Below are 17,227 nucleotides of genomic sequence, written 5' to 3' on the forward strand. Positions count from 1 at the left end.
AAACCTTAGCTCAATAATAGAATCTGCCAAGCGCGTTCTACATCTTCTTCCAGTAAAACTTCAGCGGCATAACGATGAAGCTCATTTCGCAATTGGGTTTCATCGGAAGACCACATCTCCAGAAGCGAACTGATATGCGCATCTGATTCCAATTCGTTTGTCTTTTCAGGAATGGACTCCACATTTGCCAATAGGCCCAGATGATTTCCCGTTAAGATACTCGACTGTCTAATATGTTCCGGTAATTGATCGACACCAATACCCAATTTTCGTAATGGTTTTGGAACTTCAAACAGGTTTTCCTCCGTTACGCGGCAATACCAATTCCCGCCTAAGCGTGCAACCAGATCCAATGCGGCCTGATCCATATTATTATCCTCATCCAAAAGGTTGGCGTTGATGTGCATGCAGATGATCTCCGCAATCACCAAGTTTCCAGCACCACCATTTGGACTCAGATTGATGACTTCACGCACCTTACACTCCAACTGTACCGGCGATTCCGCTACGCGTGCTGGTTTGATATGCTGGGATTTCAACGGCGTAAAGCCACTTTTCTCAAATTCATTGACCCCTTTATCGTATTCTGTGCTGGCAAGAGATTGCTGCTGAACCATCGGATAATTCACGATATTGATTACCACCTCTGGCACTCCCTTGATATTGCTCAAGGTATGCTTATCTTTTCCATCCCGCATCCGCGTCAATGGAGAAAATACACAGATAGGAGGTTCAGTAGACATAAAATTAAAATAACTGAATGGGCTCAGGTTCGGATTTCCATCCTTATCTACCGTACTTGCAAAACATATAGGTCTCGGCGCAACAGCATATTTTATCAGACTATCGAAAATGGGACCATGATTTTCACGATCAAAGGTTTTCATTTCATTAAATAGCATATATCTTTTTTTATATGTGATTTTACAATTATTCTTCTGTCAAGACCATTTCATTGATCAACACACCTAATCCGGTAACTTCCATCTCTACGATATCACCCGGATTCAGCCATTGCTCCTGATAATCCGGATTGCTTCTTTTTCCGGTTCCGTTCAGTTCCAATAAACAGCCTGTACCAACAGTACCTGAGCCTATGATGTCACCTGGATAAAGGGTAACCCCATAGGAAACCCGTTCGATGATTTCGGCGAAAGTCCAATCCATATCCGAAAGGTTACCAGCGGATAGTAAAGTGCCATTCACCTTGCAGGTCATGTTCAGGTTGTAGGTGTTTCCCACATGCCCTTCCTTAGGATCTCTAAGAAAACCAATCAATTCATCTTTGGTCACAAAATAGGGTCCAAATGCACTCGTAAAGTCCTTTCCTTTGGCCGGCCCTAAGTTCAACTTCATTTCCTCCATCTGAAGGGTTCGGGCACTGACATCATTCAAAATCATAAAGCCGCCTATGTATTCATCAGCTTCAGACGCCTTAATATTTCTTCCCGTTTTATTGATTACAATGGCTACCTCCAATTCAAAATCGAGGTGCTCGAAATGCCTTGGCATGCCATACACCTTTCCTGGGCCTTGAATAGCCTGGTGATTGGAAAAATAGAACACCGGAAACTGATCGAATTCTGGGATCATCTCCAAGCCTCTGTTCGCCCTGGAAGTGGCCACATGCTGCCGGAAAGCATAAGCATCCCGAAAGGAGGGAGGGTTGGGTAGTGGAGCTAATAATTCAGCTTCTTCCAAAAGAATTCCTAATTCCTGGAATTCTCCCAGTTCAATACGTTCTTGATAAAGTTTTAAGGGATCAAGGCCTTCATCACCTTGTTTTAATAATTCCAAAAGGCTGCTGGGAAGGTTTGGGTCTAAAGAAAGACAGGGGTATATTTTATGTTTTACAACAAGACCTAATTTTTCAGCCTGATTCTCACGATAAGTTACAATCTTCATTTAATTGGCAATATTACTGCACGAATATGTTTATTTGGTTAATTTAAAAAAGGATTTCCAAGAAAATATATTAAATATGGTCAAATATTTTTTCGAAATCTCTGTAAAGATAAGATTATAAAACTTATATTTGAGTCATAAGTCCCAATTATGAACAACTTTAAAAAATCACATAGGATATATAGCCTAGGATTGATGCCATTTGCGAAAGCACTATTGGCAGAGGTTGTTTTTGCTCAATACTAATACCCTAATTTTATTATTTCCATCATTGATTAGCTCGCAAGGTTAGTCCCTTTTCCATTTATAATAAAAATTAAATTATGCCAATCTATCATCAATTGGGAGAAATCCCTTCAAAAAGACATACTGTTTTCAGGAAGCCTGACGGTAATTTATATGCAGAAGAACTCGTTTCTACGCATGGATTTTCAAGTGTCTATTCCTTGGTGTACCATTGCCATCCACCAACCCTAGTAAAAGAAATTCGCGAACCTTATGATGTTTCGCCTAAAATAGCACGTGAAAAGCATTTAAAACATACCAGTTTAAGAGGGTTTCAGGTTAAGCCAACCGCAGATTACCTGGAGAGCCGCGTGCCGGTGCTGGTCAATTCAGACCTTCATATTTCCTTGGCCGCTCCACAGGAATCCATGACCGATTATTTTTACAAGAACAGCCAGGCAGATGAGATTATTTTCATCCATGAAGGTACCGGTAAATTGAAGTCTGGATACGGGGAGATCCCTTTTAAATATGGCGATTATATCGTGATCCCAAGGGGTACCATCTATCAGATTGAATTTGATACTAAAGATAATCGCCTATTCATTGTTGAATCCTTTGAACCCATCAAAACCCCAAAAAGATACCGCAATGAACATGGGCAATTGATGGAGCATGCTCCATTCTGTGAGCGTGATATCGTTCGTCCTTCCAATCTGAAGACCTACGATGAAACAGGTGATTTTGAGGTAAAGATCAAAAAACAGGGATTGATTTATCCTTACGTCTATGCCACCCATCCATTTGATTTCATTGGTTGGGATGGATATCATTACCCATGGGCTTTTTCTATCCATGATTTCATGCCGATTACCGGTATGTTGCACCAACCACCTCCTGTACATCAAACCTTTGAAACAAACAGCTTCGTCCTATGTAGTTTCTGCCCTAGAATGTACGATTACCACCCTGATTCTGTTCCTGCACCCTATAACCACAGCAATGTGGACTCCGATGAAGTCCTTTATTATGTGGATGGGGATTTCATGAGCCGTAAATCGGTGGAAAGAGGACAGATTACCCTACATCCAGGTGGAATTCCGCACGGACCACACCCTGGAACAGTAGAAAAAAGTATAGGCCAAACCAAAACCGAAGAACTGGCCGTCATGATCGATCCTTTCCGTCCATTGATGATGACGGAAGAAGCTTTGGCTATTGAGGATCCTGACTATTATATTTCTTGGATTAATTCGTAAACCACTTTATAAAAAAGATATGACACAGACATTCGCAGAAAAGATTGCTAAAGCGCAAGATTTTTTACCGATCAATGGAACTGATTACATCGAGTTCTACGTGGGAAATGCCAAACAAGCTGCCCATTATTATAAAACCGCATTTGGTTTTCAATCAGAGGCTTATGCCGGACCAGAAACTGGCGTTCGCGATAGAGCTTCTTACGTTGTGAAACAAGGAAAGATCCGTATTATGTTGACTACGGCCCTTAAATCAGACCATCCCATTTCTGAACATGTGAAAAAACATGGTGATGGGGTAAAAGTTTTGGCTCTTTGGGTAGATGATGCCCAAAAATCCTTTGAAGAAACCGTGAAAAGAGGCGCGAAACCTTACCAGGAATTACAGGTAATGACGGATGAGTTTGGCGAAGTGAGAACGGCTGGTATTTATACCTATGGAGAAACTGTTCACTTATTTGTGGAACGTAAGAACTATACCGGCGCATTTATGCCTGGATTCGTAGCTTGGAAAAGTGATTATAATCCAACAACAACCGGTTTGGAATACGTAGACCACTGTGTAGGTAATGTGGGCTGGGATCGTATGGACGAAACCGTTAAATGGTACCAGGATGTGATGGGCTTTGTCAATGTACTTTCTTTTGATGATAAGCAGATCAACACAGAATATTCTGCTTTGATGAGTAAGGTGATGAGCAACGGAAATGGCTATGTGAAATTTCCGATCAACGAGCCGGCCGAAGGAAAGAAAAAATCCCAGATCGAAGAATATTTGGAGTTCTATGAAGGCGAGGGCGTTCAACACGCTGCCTTGATCACACACGATATTGTGAAAACCGTAAAGGAGCTTCGTTCCAGAGGAGTAGAATTTCTAGGTGCTCCACCAGAAGCTTACTACGATATGCTACCTGATCGCGTAGGGGAAATCGATGAAGAGATCAAGATCATTCAAGATCTAGGAATATTGGTTGACCGCGACGAAGAAGGTTATCTATTACAGATCTTCACCAAACCTGTAGAAGACCGTCCTACTTTATTTTTTGAAATTATTCAACGTAAAGGCGCTCAAAGTTTTGGAGCAGGTAACTTCAAAGCCCTTTTTGAGGCGATTGAAAGAGAGCAGGAGCTAAGAGGAAATTTATAGGCAATTATTAAAATGAATCAAACTATTATGAAGGGCTTATTGCAGACCTTTGAAGAGAAACAACCGGAGATCGTATTCGAGTGGAAAGACACGGAAACCGAAGCTGAAGGCTGGGTAGTGATCAATTCTTTACGCGGTGGAGCTGCCGGAGGTGGTACCCGTATGCGTAAAGGCTTGGACAAGAATGAAGTAGTTTCCTTGGCAAAGACGATGGAGGTTAAATTTACTGTTTCAGGTCCGGCTATTGGCGGTGCCAAATCAGGAATCAATTTTGACCCTTCCGACCCTAGAAAACAGGATGTGTTGAACCGTTGGTTCAAGGTGGTGACCCCGCTTTTGAAAAACTATTACGGAACAGGTGGTGACCTGAATATCGATGAAATCCATGATGTGATTCCGATCACCGAACAATATGGTCTTTGGCACCCGCAAGAAGGGGTGTTGAATGGACATTTTGATGTACGTGAGAACGGTAGAATCCATCAAATTGGCCAATTAAGATACGGTGTTTCCAAAGTCTTGGATGATAATAATTTTAGCCCCGATTTAAAACGTAAATACAAGATTGCCGATATGATTACCGGTTGGGGAGTATCCGAATCTGTAAAACATTATTACCGTTTATTTGATGGAGAAATCGCTGGCAAACGTGCCATCATCCAAGGATGGGGGAATGTAGCCGCTGCCGCTGCTTTTTACCTGAGCAAACTAGGCGTTAAGGTGGTGGGAATCATTGACCGTGTTGGTGGCTTATTGAACCCGGAAGGTTTTACAGAAGCGGAAATTACGTCCCTTTTCTTAAATAGAGATGGGAATGCGCTTAGGGCAGACCAATTAATTCCTTTCGAAGAGATCAATGATAAAGTTTGGACTACTGGGGCAGAAATCTTCATTCCAGCTGCAGCTTCTCGATTGGTATCTAAAGAGCAGATCAATCAGCTGGTTGAAAACGGATTGGAAGTAATCGCTTCTGGAGCCAATGTCCCTTTTGCCGACCGTGAGATCTTTTATGGTCCGGTGATGGAATATGCCGACAACCATGTGGCTGTTATCCCCGATTTTATTGCCAACTGTGGTATGGCTCGTGTATTTGCGTTCCTGATGCAACCCAATGTGGAGATTTCGGATGAATCCCTATTTAACGATGTTTCTGAAGTGATTGGAAATGCCTTACAGAAGATCAAGGAGCAGGGGGGAGATGGAAAGACCCATCTTTCTTCCAGGGCTTACGAATTAGCGTTGAGACAATTAATCTAAAATTGAAATTGAATAGTAACAAGGAGGTAAATTTTACCTCCTTGTTCGTATATATTCTTCGATCACCGGAAGATCGGCATTCGCCCAATCATACCGGAACAATTCCGTCTGATCAACCCAAATAACCTGCTCATGTTCCAGCACCTTCAGTTCACCGGCTTTCAATTTACAAACATAAGGATATAAGGTTAGGGAAAAGTCGGGATAATGGTATTCCACTTTGGTCAATGCTTGTTCTATCGAAATATCCAAATTGATTTCTTCCTTTACTTCTCGGAGCAGACATTCCTCCAGGCTTTCGCCTTCTTCTTGTTTTCCACCCGGAAACTCCCATTTCAACGGTAGTTTCATGGATGCGGATCGTTGACAAATTAATATTTGTTGATCCTTTTCTATTAAAGCGCAAGCTACATGTATCATATAGGTAAATATAATAAAAAACTGGCTGCTTTTTTAGGGCAACCAGTTCACATTATTAAGGGAGTTTAGTAAAGTCTATACTGGGCGCTGTTTTCTGATTCATATAGCTGAATTTCTTGCCGGGTGCTACATAATCATTGAAGAATCCACAATTCCTCAAAAAGAATCCATTCGCATTGGTACCGCCCATGGCATCAACCCTTTGTTGGTTATTGTAGGTGTCGTCTACCGTAAATGTTGCTTCGGATACTTTTAACCAGGTACCTGCAGTTGTCCTAACCCATTGGTTCTGGTAATGGGCCTGTCTTCCTTGATGACCATAGGAAGGATTGAAATTCTCCAGGAAACTATGGAAACTCCTTAAATAGGTGTTTGTCTTAGGTCTTTTGAAACTGGCAATCAAATTCCATTTCTCTGTTTCTGGTGTATAGAACCAAGCCGTATAATCGGTTTTTCCCGTTCCGTCTGGCTCCCCTTTTAAAAGGAATCTATAGGTCGTTCCAGCTTTCCAATTATATTTCAGGTAACTCTGGCCTCCAGAACCCTCATTTCCAAATTCTCCCGTATATACATCGCTACCTTTTTTGTTCAAAGTAATGCGTTGGTCTGCCGGGATGTCGTTCGGGTTATCGGTATTGTAAGGGCTCCAAACCGAAAACAATATCCTACGTTTGGTCGGCGAGTTTACCTGGAATCCGAAATAACCTTCTGCAAATCCATTGGCCATAAAATAGGAACCTTGGGCATCTTCACCAGTTGGCACCATCACCTCCGAATAAAAATAGGAAACACTTTCTGTGGTTGGAATCGTATATTGTAAATGACAGGAAGGTCCTCTTCGTGCCCAATAGTAAAAACTTGCCTTATTGGAATAGACCAAACCTGCCGCTGTGGCTGAACCAGAAATGGTCATTTCGCTAACTTCGCCAAAATTACTGCCTGATTTCTTGGTTCCTTGCAGATCAATTTTAACGTATCCAGCAGGTACATCAAATTCGCCAACCATGATCTCCTTCAAGGTCGATTCCGTCAAATTGATTTTTACTTTCTTATTGTTGATGCTGATTTCAGCTTCACTGCTTTCCCCACTGTTCAAGGTTCTTGCATTCAAGGAAAGAACAATTTTACCAGCCGTTTTAAACCGCACATAGGTACTGATGATGCTATTCGCACTGTTCCAGTTTTTTAAACCATTGGGGTTATGGATGTTTTCTGCATAACCTGATGCCGGGCTTGTCACAAAGGAATTTCCAGCCAATGGAATCTGGAACTTGCTTCCTTGATGGCTGACCGTTGTTGGTTTCGGATCTTCAACAGGCAAAGGTTTGTTCGGAGCTGGATCTGTTCCTGCCGTGGTTTTCGAACAACTTATACTGCTTATCAAAGCCAAGTGGAAAAGCATTATTCCAATGAATTTTAAAGGTGTTTTTTTCATTATGATGATAATTGGTTTTCAAGTATAGGTAAGTGATTTTGATAAACAAAACAGAAGGGCTAATCAAACGTTTGCTCAAAATTTTTTAGCGTAGAATTGATGAATAAGAACACTGATAACAGTAATTTAATTATTAGAAAATATAGCTTCTTTAAATTTATTCCTATCGATCAACATTCAATTAATTCTATGGTTAAAAAACTGATAGCTATCATCCGAAAATTCTCCCCAAAATCCTATTGGAAAGAAATTCTAGCTATTCTCATCATCCTATTTGCTTTTATATTTTTTCGAGAACAAAGAAAGGAACTATTGGAAATTGGTCCAATGCTCGAACAGGCCGATAAAACCTGGTTGATCATTGGCGTGCTGTTGACCTTTGCGTATGTGTTTTCCCAAGGTATGATGTATCGATCCTGTTTTAGTTCCTTGGGATTGAAAATCAATTTTAGTATTGCTGTTGAACTGTTTTTAAAGCGAATTTTTTGAGCGTATTCCTTCCAGCTGGCGGTATCAGCTCATTGGCTTATACCACCTCCCAATTACGTAGAAGAAACCTCAATAAATTACAGATCCACCAAGCAAGTGCCTTGTACGGATTCATCGGCATGTTCACCGTTTTTATGGTCGCTGTTCCGGTGGTTATTTATTCCTATATTAAGAATCAGAGCCATATATCCATTTGGCAATCTATCTTGTTATTAGGCGTTCTATTGGGGTTCGCCTTTTTTCTATATTGGTCTTTTAGGAATAAAAAAGGTGTTTACAGTGTTTTAGAGACCCGTTTTCCAACTTTTACAGCCCAGGTGGATCAGGTTTTTCACGCCAATCTGGATAGGCGATCATTGGGCTTCAGCATCCTGTTTTCACTACTCATAGAAGCTTGCGGAATATTGCATGCCTATATTGCCATGTATGCGCTAGGGCTTTCGCATTCTTTTGAAGCTGCAGTCGTAGGCTATACCATTTCTATTTTATTGATGATCGTCTCTCCATTCTTGCGGGGGATGGGAGCTGTGGAACTTTCTATGTTATATGTGTTCACCAACTACGGTTACCAGAAATTGGAGGGCTTGGGGATCACCTTATTGTACCGGATATTTGAATTCTGGTTGCCCTTATTTTTAGGTCTTTTGGCGTTTGCCTGGCGAGGACAGCAATTATTGACCAGGATTGGGCCAGCGTTATTGATCTTTTTTTTAGGTCTGGTCAATTTATGTTCGGTATTAACACCACCATTAACCGAAAGGTTAAAACTGGAGCGGTTCTATGTTCCCATGGATGCCATTTATGGCTCTAAACAGATGGTATTTCTGCTCGGCTTGGGTTTGGTCATCATTTCTGCTTACCTCATAAAGGGCTACCGTTCGGCCTATTGGGTAGCTATCGTATTCTGTGTGCTATCTATGTTGGGGCATCTCGGAAAGGCCCTCGATTATGAAGAAGCAGTTATTACGTTTATGGTCCTTTTGATACTGCTTTTCCATAAGAGACAATATCGGATCAAATCCTCTAATAAGTGGTTAAGACTGGGGTTTGGAAGTTTTATCAGTGTTTTCCTCGCGGTCTGTTCTTTTGCTATCGTTTGTTTTTACTTCATCGATAAACATCATTTCGGACATTCTTTTGGTCTACGGGAGGCTTTCATTTATACCGCTCGCTGTTTTCTGTTCTATACCGATACTGGGCTGGATCCACAGACAGTCTTCGCCAAGGAATTCCTTTGGATATGTAAAACCTTAGGTATCTTTTGTTGGTTGTTGATGATCTATGCTATCATTGTACCAAGGAAATACCGCATTGCTGGAAATGAATTTGAAGAACGGGAATTAGCCCAGAAATACCTGAATAAATTTGGTCTTTCCAGTTTGGATTACTTCAAATTGGCAAAGGATAAAGAACTGTTCTTTTCTGAACTAGCGGCTGGTTTTACGGCCTACCGGGTCGTAAAAAACTATGCTGTGGTCCTGGAAGAGCCTGTCTGCGAGATCCATCATAAGGAAGAGCTTATTACCGAGTTTGAAACCTTCTGTAAGAAACAGGGTTTAACAGCCATTTACTACCGAATTGAGGAGAACAGCCTGATCTATTTTAAGGAACATCGGAAAAAGAAATTATTGATCGGGCAGGAAGCGATCGTTGATCTTAAACTGTTCACTTTGGAAGGAAAGGACAAAAAATCCTTAAGAAATGGCCTGAACAACCTGCAGCTGAATGGTTTTGAATGCAATATCCAGATCGCCCCTCACGATGATGCCTTAATAGCCGAGTTGAAGCAGGTTTCTGACGAATGGTTGGCTCACTACGAGCGCAAAGAAATGGTGTTTTCCCAGGGATCTTTCTGTCCAATTGCTTTAAAGGATCATGATATGATCTTGATGCGTGATAAGGATCAGCGCTTGGTGGCATTCTTGAATATCATCCCCGATTATGCCATGGAAGAATGTACCTATGACCTGATCCGGAAAACAGCAGATGCACCTGGTGCGGCCATCGACGGGCTGATCTTAAAAATGATTACCTACGGTAAGGAACAGGGATTCCGATACCTGAATATTGGGATGGTTGCCTTAGCTGGATTAGATGTAACGGAAATTCCTGCAGAGAAGATCATGAAGTTCATATCCAACAAGGTGCCTAATTTTCGGTTCTTTAAATCCCAAAAGGAGTTTAAAGAAAAATTTACCCATCGATGGGAGAACCGATACCTGGTATTTAATCATGACTTCGATTTATTTCAATTGCCGCAAGTGATATGGAGGGCAATGAAACCTATTAAATCTTAAATAATTATGGCACTATATTGGCTTATGAAAATAACAGCAATACCATGTTATTACTCAAGCCGAAACAATGTTTAAACGCGTAATTTTAATATTTTCTTTTCTTTTAACTCAACTGTTTGCCGTCATTACACTTCATGCAGCACAGACCAATGATAGCCTTGCCAACCTATCCTTAGAGGAGTTGATTTCCAGAGCAGATAAATACGATAATAATGTGTATCTGACCTATGCAGAAAAGAAAAAATGGTCTCCTGCAGAGCAGTTGAGCTTGTATCAGGTACATGCCAACCGATTAATTAACGAGGGAGACCTAGATGCCGCCTTAACGTATTTTAGAAAATTGGATTCCTTAGGCAGTTTGTACAATGATCCCTTTTCCCAGTTTGTGGCCAAGCTCAGCATCGGTGAAATCCATTATAGACAGAAGGACTATGCGGAAAGCAAAATTGCTTTTGAAGCCGCTCAGCCTTTTATAAAAGAGTTTCCAGAAGGGGTAGACCCCATATTAGCAGCGAGCGAATATTCCTTTTTCTATTACTTGAACGGGAAATTCGAACTTTACATCAAGGAGTTGGAAGCGAATAATGCGAAACTGGATAATCTGTTGAAGTCATCTAAACTGGAAGCAACGGACCGGAACTATATTCTTCTTTCCAAAGCCACTTTAGATGTTTTTTTGGCAAGGGGCTATTTAATGAATGAATCTTTCGACAAAGCAGAATCTGCTTTGGCTAATGCAAGAAGGATCATTGATGAACATTTTCCGGATGAAAGCTTACTGACGGATGTTCAGCAGGAATTGGTGCAAGGAGAACTTTATTTTTTCAAAAAGGATTTTAAAACGGCCATTCCATATTTTCAGAAAATAGTGAACCTGGAAGAGACCAGTTTTAAGGAATTCCAATATATGGCTAAGGTTTTCCTGGCCATCAGTTACTATCAGTTAAAAGATTATGATCAATCCCTGAAATTTGCCGAGGATGCGGTTGGACAGAAAATCCAGGTTGCAGACTATATCGACTATGAGATGGAGGCGCTACGCTATGCCTATCTTTCCAGCAAGGAATTGGGGGATATGGATAAAGCCCAGCAATATTCGGCTATATTTTTGGAGCAGGATGAAGCCTTGAATGATACCAAACGATCCAATTTCGTGAATTCTATCATCAATAACCTAGAGGTAGGGAAATTGAAGGATGACCTGCAGGAAAAAACGAAGGTGAATTCAAATTTACGGTATGTATTGATCGGGCTTGCGGTGTTGATTATCCTCTTGACTGTGTATGTTATTTATCAAAGACGCATGCATAAAGAGAATAAAAGAAGGATCGAGGAGTACATGGACAAACTGGAACGGGAGAAAACTGAACCGAGGAAAGAAATACGCGTGGAAGAAAAACCTGCAGTGGAAATTGATGCTTCAGAACCTGTAGAACCAATAGAGCCAGACGAGCGAAGTATTAGGCTTTTGGAAAAACTTCGATTGTTTGAGGAAGGAGAATTGTTTACCGATCCTAAAATGAGCCTTTCATATTTGGCGAGCCACTTGGAAACGAATACCATTACCCTTTCCAAACTGATCAATACCTATAAAGAGATGAATTTCAATGATTATATCAATGGCTTAAGGATTAAATATATTATTGAAAAGATCAAAAACGAACCTAAATTCGAACAATATAAAATCAGCTATTTGGCGGAAGTAAGTGGGTTTTCTTCCCATAGTATTTTTAGCAAGGCATTTAAAAAGAGTACAGGATTTACACCTTCCCAATTTTTGGATTATTTGAAAGAGGATCGATAAGTGTTTGTGTATTAGGACTGTGGGTGGGTTGGTTTGCGCAATTATATAATTCAACAAAGCCTTTCTTAGTATAAACAATTGATGTGGTTTACCTTTAGGAAGCGAATCATAAAATCATTAATATGTTTATATCAGTAAGACAATTAGAGGAAGCTGCATTTGCTGCAGATCATTTAGTAAATCCGGTTAACGGTAATAATCCGATGGTTTTGGTGTATTATAGAAATTATACAGCCACCGCTTTCTTTACCGGATATACCAAGAAAGCAGGAGCAGTTTATTTGGATAGCACTACGAATAAGAGGATTTCAAAAAGTAAATGGACGAACGAAATGAAAGTCTTTGCTTTGGAAAAAGAAAAATTGGTGCCCGCTGCTCCTCATACCATGAAGCCTACAATTTTTGGCTATATCATGATGCTGGCTGTGGTCGGATTCTTTGGCTATATGGCTTATGATTCATTAAAACCAGCTAAACCGATTCCTGCGGAATATACCGCACTTTTGAAAGAACCAAAGGCAGGGGATATGTATTATGGTCGATATGAGCAGATGGAACCGGGTGAACGAGTGGCTAGAAAGGCGGGTTTCGGATGGTTTAAGGTGCTGAATAATCAGAATGGTAATATTGTGGTGGCATTGAATAAACATATGAGCAGTAATCATAAACCTTCCAAGGATATGGATCAGGTGGATTTTGAGGAAACTGGTAAATTGGTTAAGATTCAATCTCAGGAAAGCTATGAATTAAAATTAAGGTCTGAGGATAAGACGTTGGAGTTTTATTTTACGGAGAAGAAGTAGGGGGATTTTAGATGATAGATGATAGATGATAGATTTTTGACCTTTCTCGTCATTGCGAGGAACGAAGCAATCTTCCTTCATGTCATGCTGAGCGAAGTCGAAGCATCTACGTTTGGTACCCAGTACAGATCTTTCGACTTCGCTCAGCATGACATACTCGTACAGATCCTTCGACGATGCTCAGGATGACAAAGTCCATAGATTGCTTCGTTCCTCCCAATGACGGGAAGATTGCTTCGTCGTGCCTCCTCGCAATGACGCATTTATACCCATACCATAATCAAAAAAAAAATTTTTTTGAAATCCCAATAATATCTACTAACTTTGTAGAGTATTCAGAATTGCAAAAGCAATACCAACCGAGTGTAGACACCGCGGTGGTGAAATAATACGGGTTTCCTACCAAAATAAACGAAAAGGAACAACACCCCAAAATTTCTGGATGCAAGGATGGTTTAATTTTTAAACAAGAATTGTATGTCAAACACAAAAGAATTTCAACAACACTTAGTGGAGCAGTTCCACCATTACAGTACCCAAGAATTGGTGGTATTGAACAATGATTTAGTACAATCTAACTGGGGGAGCAGTAAAACTGCCTTTCGCAGTGCACTATTAACGACTCTCTCTAAACGAGGCATAGATCTATCTGCAATTATCCATAGTTTGGATGGATTTACGCAAATCCAGCGGGTGGCCGTCCGCCTCGAGGCTAATAAATTAGTTCCCCTGGATGCATAACATGTTCTATAGGCAGTAGGTCAACGACTTACTGCCGTTTTTTTAATAACTATTCACTTATTTTATAGATAGCTCACTTATTTTATAGATAGCGCATAAAGGGCAAAAGTACCCAGCCAATGTGTTCCCATATAATCATCCTGTTTGGATATATTTGGGATGGAGAAAGCAACGTGCGCATGTGCTATTTGGTTCAGGTGTTTTAGTGCTGGAAGTTTTAAGGCAATACCTTTCAAACAGGCAGCACGACTGTAATTTAAGCCATCCAGATGCACCAGTTTTCCATCGGTTCGATCTTTTACAATGGCAGGTTCAAGCTTGAAGCTGCTATCATAAAGTTCGGGCATAAAAGTCTTCAACCAAGCATCATAGGCCGAACTCTCCATGATCTTGCTCATCAGAAAGGCTTCTTCTAAGCAAGGGGATAGGAAATCATATCCGGAAGGTTCATAAGCCAGGTTACAGTTTTTATCCTGATGGTAAAGACGCTCTGCATTCTCAGATATGCTTTTTATAAAATTCTGATTGTTAACTGTTTTAGCATAATCTAAGGAAAGGGATAGTCCAAATGCAGAATTATCATGTTGTCCTGCTCGGATAGGATAGACCAGTTTTGGAAGGTATTCCATGTAACGCTGTACCAAAAGATCCACTAATGGCTGTAGGGCTTGTTCCCATTTTTTGGCGTCGGCATCCTCCCAGGTATGTAACTCCTCCTGCAGTTTGAACAACCATGCCCATCCATAGGTCCTTTCAAAATTCAGGTTGTTCTTATCTTCAAAAAAGGCTTTTTCAACCTGTACATTTTCCGGTGTAATATGGGCATTCAATACCTTCCTAATGGCACCATCGGTATCCAATTCCGGGAATTCTTTCATCAACTTGACGATCGACCAATAGCCATGAACCGAAGAGTGCCAATCAAAACAGCCATAGAAAACCGGCCGTAAGGATTTTGGGGTTTTAAGATCGGCATCCGATCCGATAACCTGGCCTAATTTATTCGGATATTCGATCTGTAAACAATGGGTAGGTAAGGAAAAAATAGATTTGGCAATATCTGCATTCAATTTGATCTCTTCAACGTTCGCCGGCTCTTCTTTTTGTTGGTTGTTTTGACAGGCTGTAAACAAAAATGTACAGCATGTAAAAAATAAAAGACGGGTTTTATTCATGATATGTATTTGGCTTTATATTTGATTTATAAATGTAATATTTATTAACAAAAAATAAACTAAAACATGAACATTACAGATTTAATTTCCGGCGGGATTGGTTCTCAAGCCGTTGAAGGTATTTCCCAAAAATTAGGGATTGATAAAAATCAAACACAATGGGTTGTTTCTGCAGCCATTCCTTTGATGATGTCTGCATTGAACTATAATGCGCAGAAAAGCCCTGAACAGGCACAAGGTATACAAAATGCAATCGATACAAAACATAGCGGAGGAATCTTTGATAACTTGGCCGGATTGTTCAATGATGGTCCTACAGAAGATGAAGACAAGATCGTAAACCATATGTTCGGAAGAAATACCGAAAATGTGAAAGAATCATTATCCGAAAAATCAGGTATCAGCATTGGTAAGATAGGTGGTATCTTGGCTTTATTGGCACCATTGGTAATGGGATACCTTGGTAAGAAAAAACAACAGGATGCTGGTGCTGGTTCTTCCGGTGGTGGTATCGGCGACTTGCTTGGTAGCATCTTAGGTGGCGGTGGCAGCAATACCAACGCTTCTGGAGGTGGTTTAGGTGATTTGATCGGTAGTGTTCTAGGTGGAGGTGCTGCTTCCAATACCCAGTCTACTCAGCCAAATATTTCCGGTGGATTAGGCGATCTGGTAGGGGAGTTCTTCAACCAAAAAAATGATAAGGGAACCAAGGGAAGTATTCTAGATAGCTTAGCAGGCATGTTTGCCAAATAAGACGATCTAATAAATTCAATTAATACAAAGAATTAGGCCGTATCCACTCTATGGATATGGCCTAATTTGTTTTTATTATTTTTGGACATGGAAAACAGAATAAGCTTTAAGAATGACTATAGCGAAGGTGCTCATCCCGCCATTTTATCGCTCCTGATGGATACTAATTTTAACCAGGAGCCTGGTTATGGCGAAGATAGTCTGAGTAAGGCCGCAAAGGATAAAATTCGAGAAGCCTTGGGGAAATCGGAAGCAGAAATTTTTTTTGTTGCTGGTGGTACCCAAGCCAACCTACTATTGATCAGCCATCTATTGAAGCCCTATGAGTCGGTAATTGCAGCCGATACAGGGCATATTGAAGTGCACGAAACAGGTGCCATCGAGTATACCGGACATAAGATAAACTTGGTGAAGAATATTGCAGGCAAGCTCACGGTACAGGGGATTGATGATGTAGTTAGTTTACATACCGATCATCACATGGTGAAACCGAAACTGGTTTATCTTTCCCAAACGACAGAATTGGGAACCGTTTATAAGAAACAGGAAATTAAAGAGATAGCGGATTATTGCAAAAGCAATAATTTATTCTTGTATGTAGATGGTGCCCGTTTAGGTGTTGCCTTGACCTCACCCTACAATGATTTGAGTTTAGCCGATCTAGCTGAATTAACGGACGCCTTTTATATTGGAGCGACCAAAAATGGGGGACTATTGGGAGAGGCTTTAGTATTCAACAGGCCCGAATTGGCAGAAGGCTTTCCCTATACCTTAAAACAGCGGGGTGCGCTGATGGCCAAGGGCAGATTATTGGGTGCCCAATTTTTAGCCCTTTTTTCCGATAACCTGTATTTTCAACTTGCAGAGCATGCAAATACCCAGGCCATGCGATTGGCCAAAGCTTTCGAAGCTAAAGGTTATGCTTTTGCCAGCCAACCAGAAAGTAACCAACTGTTTCCCATTTTGCCTGTGGAGCTGATTGAAAGACTACAACAAGATTTTGAATTTTACGTTTGGGAAAAGCGATCATCGGAAGAAGCTGTAGTTCGCTTGGTCACCTCTTGGGCAACGGATCCAAAAGATGTAGAAAAATGTATGCTAACCCTATGATTTCGCTATGAAATCGTGGTTTAAATATGGTTAAAGTATGTTTTTAGTAACTAAACATACAAAAAGCATACTTTCACCATGCTTTCACCCTACTTTCAGTACGAATAAAAACTGTCTTGTCCTTATATAGCTATACAGATTATTGGTTTAATTCTGAATTGATTATACAGGCAAATTTGGTAATACTATATGTACTATACAAACTCTTTCTTCACTATTGGATATTTTTTTGGTCTCCATCTCTTTCTGAGCGCACCTGATCTCATGTGTGCCTGTTCAGGGGTGAGGTAGTCACAGCTCGCGTGCGGCCTCAGGTTGTTGTATACCCTGATGTTCTCCCGTATCTTTCCGGTGGTCTCCCTCAGGCCACCCTGTGATGCGTAGAGGTCGAACTCCGCCTTCAGTAT

General features: G+C 40.8%; 15 protein-coding genes, 1 pseudogene and 1 riboswitch. Of the genes and pseudogenes, 10 read left to right on the forward strand and 6 right to left on the reverse strand.

The window, feature by feature from the left end; all coding sequences use genetic code 11:
• Window positions 1-5: 5 nt before the first annotated feature.
• Entirely contained in the window at window positions 6-887 is an 882-nt protein-coding gene (locus tag CRJ00_RS11555) for a flavin reductase family protein (RefSeq protein ID WP_099367042.1), read from the reverse strand.
• Between the two features lie 43 nt (window positions 888-930).
• On the reverse strand, window positions 931-1,905 hold the full coding sequence (locus tag CRJ00_RS11560) for a fumarylacetoacetate hydrolase family protein (protein ID WP_099367030.1): 975 nt from the start codon (window positions 1,903-1,905) through the stop codon (window positions 931-933).
• A 323-nt stretch (window positions 1,906-2,228) separates the two neighbouring features.
• Here CRJ00_RS11560 and CRJ00_RS11565 point away from each other — a divergent pair, with 323 nt between their 5' ends.
• From CRJ00_RS11565 to CRJ00_RS11575, 3 genes are read left to right on the forward strand one after another with little or no spacing between them, the layout of a single operon-like run.
• Window positions 2,229-3,389 carry a homogentisate 1,2-dioxygenase gene (locus CRJ00_RS11565; protein WP_099367031.1) on the forward strand — a complete coding sequence of 387 codons (1,161 nt, stop codon included), beginning with the start codon at window positions 2,229-2,231 and terminating at the stop codon, window positions 3,387-3,389.
• Between the two features lie 19 nt (window positions 3,390-3,408).
• Window positions 3,409-4,536, forward strand: a complete 1,128-nt coding sequence (gene hppD, locus CRJ00_RS11570; RefSeq protein WP_099367043.1) for a 4-hydroxyphenylpyruvate dioxygenase — start codon at window positions 3,409-3,411, stop codon at window positions 4,534-4,536.
• Window positions 4,537-4,548: 12 nt separating this feature from the next.
• Window positions 4,549-5,793, forward strand: a complete 1,245-nt coding sequence (locus CRJ00_RS11575) for a Glu/Leu/Phe/Val dehydrogenase dimerization domain-containing protein (protein WP_257213769.1) — start codon at window positions 4,549-4,551, stop codon at window positions 5,791-5,793.
• 33 nt (window positions 5,794-5,826) lie between these two features.
• On the opposite strand, the gene CRJ00_RS11580 is transcribed toward CRJ00_RS11575, so the two are convergent.
• On the reverse strand, window positions 5,827-6,213 hold the full coding sequence (locus CRJ00_RS11580; protein WP_099367033.1) for a (deoxy)nucleoside triphosphate pyrophosphohydrolase: 387 nt from the start codon (window positions 6,211-6,213) through the stop codon (window positions 5,827-5,829).
• Between the two features lie 55 nt (window positions 6,214-6,268).
• Entirely contained in the window at window positions 6,269-7,648 is a 1,380-nt protein-coding gene (locus CRJ00_RS11585; RefSeq protein WP_099367034.1) for a DUF3472 domain-containing protein, read from the reverse strand.
• Between the two features lie 189 nt (window positions 7,649-7,837).
• On the opposite strand from CRJ00_RS11585, the gene CRJ00_RS19185 reads away from it, so the two are divergent.
• The 5 genes from CRJ00_RS19185 (at window position 7,838) to CRJ00_RS11605 (ending at window position 13,782) form a co-directional block, all read left to right on the forward strand.
• On the forward strand, window positions 7,838-8,137 hold the full coding sequence (locus CRJ00_RS19185; RefSeq protein ID WP_257213770.1) for a hypothetical protein: 300 nt from the start codon (window positions 7,838-7,840) through the stop codon (window positions 8,135-8,137).
• Complete coding sequence (locus CRJ00_RS11590) at window positions 8,134-10,434, forward strand: phosphatidylglycerol lysyltransferase domain-containing protein (RefSeq protein WP_257213771.1); 2,301 nt, start codon at window positions 8,134-8,136, stop codon at window positions 10,432-10,434. The genes CRJ00_RS19185 and CRJ00_RS11590 overlap by 4 nt, the downstream gene beginning before the upstream one ends.
• Window positions 10,435-10,501: 67 nt before the next feature.
• On the forward strand, window positions 10,502-12,238 hold the full coding sequence (locus tag CRJ00_RS11595) for a helix-turn-helix domain-containing protein (RefSeq protein ID WP_099367035.1): 1,737 nt from the start codon (window positions 10,502-10,504) through the stop codon (window positions 12,236-12,238).
• Between the two features lie 122 nt (window positions 12,239-12,360).
• Window positions 12,361-13,041 carry a hypothetical protein gene (locus tag CRJ00_RS11600; RefSeq protein WP_099367036.1) on the forward strand — a complete coding sequence of 227 codons (681 nt, stop codon included), beginning with the start codon at window positions 12,361-12,363 and terminating at the stop codon, window positions 13,039-13,041.
• 326 nt (window positions 13,042-13,367) lie between these two features.
• Window positions 13,368-13,461, forward strand: a riboswitch (SAM-I-IV-variant riboswitch).
• 57 nt (window positions 13,462-13,518) lie between these two features.
• Window positions 13,519-13,782 (forward strand): 5-oxoprolinase, encoded by a 264-nt coding sequence (locus tag CRJ00_RS11605; RefSeq protein ID WP_099367037.1) that lies wholly within the window; start codon window positions 13,519-13,521, stop codon window positions 13,780-13,782.
• A gap of 77 nt (window positions 13,783-13,859) precedes the next feature.
• Here the strand turns inward: CRJ00_RS11605 and CRJ00_RS11610 are convergent, their stop codons facing one another.
• Window positions 13,860-14,957, reverse strand: a complete 1,098-nt coding sequence (locus CRJ00_RS11610; protein ID WP_099367038.1) for a DUF2891 domain-containing protein — start codon at window positions 14,955-14,957, stop codon at window positions 13,860-13,862.
• 66 nt (window positions 14,958-15,023) lie between these two features.
• Between CRJ00_RS11610 and CRJ00_RS11615 the strand changes: the two genes are divergently transcribed.
• Both CRJ00_RS11615 and CRJ00_RS11620 read left to right on the forward strand, forming a co-directional pair.
• Window positions 15,024-15,710 (forward strand): DUF937 domain-containing protein, encoded by a 687-nt coding sequence (locus CRJ00_RS11615; RefSeq protein ID WP_099367039.1) that lies wholly within the window; start codon window positions 15,024-15,026, stop codon window positions 15,708-15,710.
• 87 nt (window positions 15,711-15,797) lie between these two features.
• A complete protein-coding gene (locus CRJ00_RS11620) occupies window positions 15,798-16,820 on the forward strand; it encodes a threonine aldolase family protein (RefSeq protein WP_099367040.1) in 1,023 nt (340 codons plus the stop codon).
• Between the two features lie 194 nt (window positions 16,821-17,014).
• Here the strand turns inward: CRJ00_RS11620 and CRJ00_RS18825 are convergent.
• Window positions 17,015-17,227: pseudogene (locus CRJ00_RS18825) on the reverse strand (hypothetical protein); the annotation flags it as partial.

Origin of the sequence: Sphingobacterium sp. 1.A.4 (genome assembly GCF_002734245.1) — a bacterium.
In the GTDB taxonomy this organism is placed as follows: domain Bacteria; phylum Bacteroidota; class Bacteroidia; order Sphingobacteriales; family Sphingobacteriaceae; genus Sphingobacterium; species Sphingobacterium tenebrionis.